This window comes from Amnibacterium sp., from assembly GCF_025463795.1.
In the GTDB taxonomy this organism is placed as follows: Bacteria; Actinomycetota; Actinomycetes; order Actinomycetales; family Microbacteriaceae; genus Amnibacterium.
Genome location: NZ_JAODBE010000041.1, coordinates 1 through 6,140, shown reverse-complemented (window position 1 = coordinate 6,140; position 6,140 = coordinate 1). Strand labels below are relative to the sequence as shown.

The 6,140-nt window shown below is 74.0% G+C and carries 7 protein-coding genes; 5 read left to right on the top strand and 2 right to left on the bottom strand.

The genetic code is table 11. The features are described from left to right. Positions 1-747, bottom strand: a 747-nt coding sequence (locus JWQ92_RS03775; RefSeq protein ID WP_297343125.1) for an SMC family ATPase, incomplete at its 3' end; no start/stop codon positions are given. Next, a complete protein-coding gene (locus tag JWQ92_RS03770; RefSeq protein WP_297343124.1) occupies positions 744-1,877 on the bottom strand; it encodes an exonuclease SbcCD subunit D C-terminal domain-containing protein in 1,134 nt (377 codons plus the stop codon). The genes JWQ92_RS03770 and JWQ92_RS03775, both read right to left, overlap by 4 nt. Before the next feature lie 311 nt (positions 1,878-2,188). Between JWQ92_RS03770 and JWQ92_RS03765 the strand changes: the two genes are divergently transcribed. From JWQ92_RS03765 to JWQ92_RS03745, 5 genes are all read left to right on the top strand, one after another. After that, positions 2,189-2,359, top strand: coding sequence for a hypothetical protein (locus JWQ92_RS03765; RefSeq protein WP_297343123.1), 171 nt, complete (start codon positions 2,189-2,191; stop codon positions 2,357-2,359). A 6-nt stretch (positions 2,360-2,365) separates the two neighbouring features. Further along, a complete protein-coding gene (locus JWQ92_RS03760; protein ID WP_297343122.1) occupies positions 2,366-3,265 on the top strand; it encodes a DMT family transporter in 900 nt (299 codons plus the stop codon). Between the two features lie 73 nt (positions 3,266-3,338). Next, positions 3,339-4,619: a histidine kinase gene (locus JWQ92_RS03755; protein ID WP_297343121.1), complete on the top strand. Its 1,281-nt coding sequence runs from the start codon at positions 3,339-3,341 to the stop codon at positions 4,617-4,619. After that, on the top strand, positions 4,616-5,272 hold the full coding sequence (locus tag JWQ92_RS03750; RefSeq protein WP_297343120.1) for a response regulator transcription factor: 657 nt from the start codon (positions 4,616-4,618) through the stop codon (positions 5,270-5,272). The genes JWQ92_RS03755 and JWQ92_RS03750 overlap by 4 nt, the downstream gene beginning before the upstream one ends. A gap of 83 nt (positions 5,273-5,355) precedes the next feature. Then, positions 5,356-6,140: fatty acid desaturase (locus tag JWQ92_RS03745; RefSeq protein WP_297343119.1), on the top strand; the 785-nt coding region annotated here is incomplete at its 3' end.

Here is a 6,140-nt window from a genome sequence, read left to right as displayed (position 1 = left end):
CTCCGCCGCCGCCTCCGCCGCCGTGGCCTCCCGAGCGGTCCGCTCGAACCACGCCCGGTCGGGGTCCCCGGGCGGCTCGGTGCCGACGAGCTCCGCGGTCGTCTCGGCGCGCGCCGCCAGCTCGGCCGCGATCCCGGCGAGCTCGGCTGCGAGCGCCCTGCTGCGGTCGAGGAGGTCCTGCTCGAGCCGCTGGAACCGGTCGGTGCCGAAGAGGGTGCGGAGCAGCTCGCGCCGCTTGTCGGTCGGCGCGAGCAGGAACTCCTGGAACCGGTTCTGCGCGAGCAGGATCACCTGCAGGAACTGCTCCTTGCTGATCGGCAGCAGCTCGGTCAGCGCGATGCCGACGTCCTTCGGCCGCGTCGCGAGCACGCGCGGCCCGTCCGCCTCGACGACGGCGAGCTCCGCCTCGGGCTCCGCGGTGGTCGTGCCGCTGCCCGACCGCTTGAGCCGCTCGTACCGGGGCGTGCGACGGATGCGGTAGACGGTCTCCCGCACCTGGAACTCGAGCTCCACCTCGCTCGGGTCGGAGGGGCCGCAGTGCTGGCTGCGCACCTGGCTCTCGCGGCGCTCGAACCGGGGCACCTCGCCGTAGAGGGCGAAGCAGACCGCGTCGAGGATGCTCGACTTGCCCGCCCCCGTGCGGCCGCTGATCAGGAAGACGCCGTCGTCGTCGAAGCGCCGGAAGTCGACGGTCTGCTCGGAGCGGTAGGGGCCGAACCCGGCGACTCGCAGGCCGAGGATCCTCATGCCGCTCCCCCGAGCAGCTCGGCGACGAGGCGCCGCTCGAACTCGCTCGGGCCGGCCCCGTTGCGGGTCAGGGCGAGGAAGTCGGCGACGAGCTCCGGATCCGAGCGGCCGCGCACCCGCTCCGCGTAGGAGGCCGTGCCCTCGTCGGCCACCGTCTCGGGCCGCCACTCGAAGGCGACGCAGTGCGGGAACCGGCGCTGCAGACGGCGCATGCCGTCGGTCGGCCGCACCTGGTCGGTCACCCGGGCCTTGACCCACGACGCGGTCGCCGTCTCGACGGCCTCGTCGGCGAGGAGCTGCTCGATGGGTCCCGTGAGCACCGTGAGCGGTCGGGGCACCGGCAGGTCGAGCCACGTCACGTCGGCGAGCCCGTGCTCGTCGAGCTCGACGAGCCAGCCGCCGCGGGCCTTGTCCGCCTCGCCGAACGAGTAGTGGAGCGGGGCACCCGAGTAGCGGATGCGCGGGCTGATGGTCGCCCGCCCGTGGATGTGGCCGAGGGCCACGTAGTCGGGCCCGTCGAAGACGGACGCCGGCACGAGGTCGAGCCCTCCGCGGCTGAGGTCGCGCTCGACGTCGCCGGCGGGCACGCCGGCCGCGAAGCAGTGCGCGAGCACGACCGACCGGACATCCCGTTCGGCGAGGTCGGCGCGGACCTCGTCCATCGCGACGCCCAGCGCCTGCTCGTGGCTGCCGACGCGACGGCCGGGCCGATCCTGGCGGAACAGCGCGGGCTCCAGGTAGGGGATGCCGTACACGGCGACGGGACCGGACGCGTCGTCGAGCAGCACCGGCTCGGCGATCCGATCGGTCCTGGTGCGCAGGTGGATGCCCGCGGCGCCCAGCCAGTCGGCGTGCATGCCGAGCCGGGTACCCGAGTCGTGGTTGCCGCTCGTCAGCACCACCTGGGCGCCCGCGTGCCGGATGCCGGCGATCGCGCTCTGGAACAGCTCGATCGCCGCGGTCGACGGCATCGAGGAGTCGAAGACGTCGCCGGCCACGAGCACGACGTCGATCCGGTGCTCCCGCACGGCCGCCACGAGCGCCTCGAGCACGACGCCGAGGTGCGCGAGCGTGGCATGGGTGTGGAAGGTGCGACCCAGATGCCAGTCGGAGGTGTGGAGCAGGCGCATGGGGGCAGGCTAGGGACCTCCCCCGACACCGCCGTCGTGCAGGCGGGACGCCCGCCGCGGACCGGGCGGGTCCGGGCGGCCTGACAGGGCCGTCTCGGCCGCTTCATGCCGCGGGTTCGGATGGATGTCAGGTGCGGCATGCACGCTGTTCCCATGCCCACCGACGTGCCCCCTCCCCCTTCGTCCGTGCCGATCTGCCCCGCCGACGGGATGCCGATGACCCAGACGATCGTCGGCTGGCGGTGCCCGTTCTGCGGCGCCTCCGGGGCGTCCCTGGCAGCCTGACGGACACCGATGAGACGGAGCGCACGATGACCTTCCCCAACAACAACCTCCAACCGCATCCGAAGGACGCGAAGGACGACGCCGAGGTGCTCGCCGGCGAACCCGGCTCCGCCGAGGCGGACGGGAAGGGGCGCGGCGAGACCGGCGAGGGCTTCGGCCCGCTGCCGGGCGACGAGGACGACGAGCACCTCGGCTGACCGGCCGTGGGCGCCGCGGTCGGCATCCCCGTCGCGATCCTCGCCGCAGCGCTGCTCGCCCTCGGCGCCCAGCTGCAGAACCAGGGCGCGTCGAAGGTCGACGACGACACCCCGGACGGGAAGCGGTTCGGCCTCGAGCAGCTGATCGCGCTCGTCTCGACGCCGCGGTGGCTCGGCGGATCGACGATCCTCGGCATCGCGGTCGCCCTGCAGCTCGTGAGCCTGCTCTTCGCCCCGATCGCGGTGGTGCAGCCGATCGGTGCGCTCTCGCTCGTGATCACCGTGCTGCTCGACACGCGGATGAACCGGGCGCACATCCCGCGGAAGGCGATCGTCGCGATCGGGCTCTGCCTCGCCGGCGTGACCGCGTTCGTCGTCACGGCGTCGTTCACGACGACGTCGGGATCGCCGACGCCCGTCGCCGTCGGCGTCGTGCTCGCCGTGCTCGGGGTCGTGCTCTCGGTGCTCGGGGTCGTGCTGGTGCTGCTCAGGGGTCGCCGTTCGGCCCTGCGGCTCGCGCTCGCGGCCGGCCTGCTCTTCGGGTTCGTGGCGACGCTCGCGAAGCTGGTCATCGGCCGGGTCAGCGCGATCGTCTCCCAGGGCACGGGCTTCACGTCGGCCGACTGGCTGACCCTGCTGTGCGTCGTGGCGCTGCTCGTCGCGGGCGCGATCGGCCTCTCGCTCGTCCAGGGGGCGTACGCGGCGGGCTCCCCCGACCTCGTCGTCGCCGCGCTCACGGTCATCGATCCGCTGGTCGCCGTCACGATCGGGATCGCGCTGCTCGGGGAGGCGGCGAAGGCCCCCGGATGGGCGTTCGCCGTGTTCGTGGTCGCGGAGGCCGTGGCGATCGTCGGCGTGCTGCGCCTCGCCCGGCACCAGCCCGAACCGGGCACCCGCGACGACTGACGCCGCCACCCCGCCGCGACCGGGGTGCGGAGGCCGCCCGCGTACAGTGGCCGGGAAGGAGATGAGGACGACGGTGACCGCCCCAACGATGCCCGGGTCGGCCCGCGGGCACGGCCTCCGCCGCCGCGCGGCCGCGGTCGCGGCAGCGCTCGGCACGCTCACGGGGCGGGTCCGGCTCGACCGGGCCCTCGTCGTCGTCGCGCTCGCCGCCGGCATGGTGCTCGTGCTCGTCGAGACGCCGATCGCGGCGGTCGCGCACGACCTCCCGCTCCTGCTCGCGTTCGGGCTCGCGCTGCTCCACGCCGGCTCGATCCCCCTCGCGGCCGTGCGGCCCCACCTCGCGGCGCCGCTCTCCGTCGCGGCGGCCGTCGGCATGCAGGCCGCGAGCCCGGGTTCGAGTCCCGCCTGGCCCTGGTGGCCGGTGCTGATCGTCACCGAGACCCTCGCCCTGTTCGTGGTCGGCCTGCGGGTGCGCTGGACCGCCGCCCTCCTGTACTGGGTGCTCGCGACCGGTGCGCCCGCGATCCTCGCCGGGCAGCTGCGCCCGGCGGAGCCGGATGCGACGAGCCTGAACGTCGTCGTCTTCGGCGGCATCAGCGGCGCATCCCTCGTGGTCGCGGTCGTGCTCGCCGAGTGGGGCAGCATCCGGGCTCAGCTCGTCCGGGAGCGCCGGATCAGCGCGACCGAGGCGTCCCGCCGGGTGGTGATGGAGGAACGGGCGCGGATCGCGCGTGAGCTGCACGACGTGATCGCGCACAGCATGTCGATCATCACGGTGCAGTCGTCGACCGCGAGGTTCCGGCACCCGGACTACGCCCCCGCCGCGATCGCCGAGTTCGAGGAGATCGGCGAGAAGTCCCGGCAGGCCCTCGACGAGATGCGCGGGCTGCTCGCGGTGCTCAGAGGCGGCGAGGAGGCCGCTCCGCGTGCCCCGCAGCCCGATCTGGCCGATGTGGCCGAGCTCGTCGCGGAGGCCGAGCGGGCCGGCATGCGCCTGCGCTTCGACCCGCTGCCGGCGATCGACTCCGCGCTGGTGGCCGACGTCACGGGCCTCGTCGCCTACCGGATCGTGCAGGAGGCGCTGTCGAACGCCATCCGCCATGCACCGGGGGCATCGGTGCACGTCTCGGGCCACCGGGACGGCGACGTGCTGCGGCTCGAGATCGAGAACACCGCGGCGCCGGCCGCGGTCGCTCCCGTCAGCCCGACCGGGCCGGAGCACGGTCACGGGCTCGTCGGCATGCGGGAGCGGGCCACGAGCGTCGGGGGCACGGTGGAGGTCGGGCCCACCCCGGACGGCGGGTTCCGCATCCGCGCCGTGCTGCCGCTCAAGCCGCCGGTGGGGACCTCGTGATCCGCGTCCTCGTCGCGGACGACCAGGCGATGGTCCGCGCCGGGTTCGCGGCGCTGCTCGCGGCGCAGCCCGACCTGGAGGTGGTCGGGGAGGCGGAGAACGGGGCGGAGGCCGTGAGGCTCGCCGCCGCCGAGCAGCCGGACGTCGTGCTCATGGATGTGCGGATGCCGGTCCTCGACGGGATCGCCGCGACGCGGCAGGTGCTCGCCGAGAACCCGGGCACGCGCGTCGTGGTGCTGACCACGTTCGACGTCGACGACTACGTGCTCGACGCCATCCGCGCGGGGGCGAGCGGGTTCCTGCTGAAGGACGCCCCTCCCGACGACCTCGTCGCGGCCGTGCGGATCGTCGCGCGCGGCGACGCGCTGCTCGCGCCGTCGGTGACCCGACGGCTGATCGAGCGCCTGGCGGTCGGTCCGGCCCAGCAGCCGGGTTCGTCGTCCGCGCTGCCCGAGCTCACCCAGCGGGAGCGCGAGGTGCTCGTCGAGGTGGCGAGGGGCCGGAGCAACCAGGAGATCGCCGCGGCGCTCGTGATCGCGGAGCAGACGGTGAAGACCCACGTCAGCCGCGTGCTGGGCAAGCTGGGCCTCCGGGACCGCGCCCAGGCGGTCGTCGCGGCCTACGAGTCCGGCCTCGTCGTGGCGGGCGACTAGGGCCTCCCCCTACCCCGGTAGTACAGGCAAGACGGTCCTCTGGAGGGACGCGGCCGCGTGGCGCCCGAACCTAGTCTCGAGGCATGACGACCGTCACGCCCCGCCCGCTCCGCACCACGAGGCCGCGACGCACGCCAACGGGCGCCGGCACCGCCTCGCACGCCAGCGACTACACCGAGCTCACCCGCCGGGTGAAGGCCGCAGGACTGCTCGAGCGCCGGCCCGGCTTCTATGCCGTCCGCGGCATCCTGCTCGCCGCGGCGTTCACCGTCGCGACGGTGCTGATGCTGGCGGTCGGCCGCTCCTGGTGGCAGCTCGCCGTCGCCGTGCTGTTCGGCATGCTCTTCACCCAGGTCGGCTTCCTCGCCCACGACGGCGCCCACCGGCAGATGTTCGTCTCCGGGAAGCGCAACGAGTGGGTCTCGCGGATCCTCGCGAACCTCGTCGTCGGCCTCAGCTACGGCTGGTGGATGCACAAGCACTCCCGTCACCACGCGAACCCGAACACGCAGGGCAAGGACCTCGACATGGACGCCAACGCGCTCGTGTTCACGCCCCGCGACGCCGCCGCCCGCACCGGGCTCGCCAAGTGGCTGATGCGCCGTCAGGGCTGGTTCTTCTTCCCCGTCCTGACGCTCACCGGGCTGGACCTGCACGTGAAGTCGGTGGGGATGCTGACCGCCCGCGGCGAGGTCAAGCACCGCTGGGTCGAGCTCGCCCTCATCGCGGTGCGGCTGATCGGGTTCGCCACGCTCGCGGTCGTCGTCGCCGGACCGGTCATCGCCCCCGCGTTCCTGCTCGTCCAGGTGCTGGTCTTCGGCTTCACCATGGGGTCCGCCTTCGCGCCGAACCACAAGGGCATGCCGCT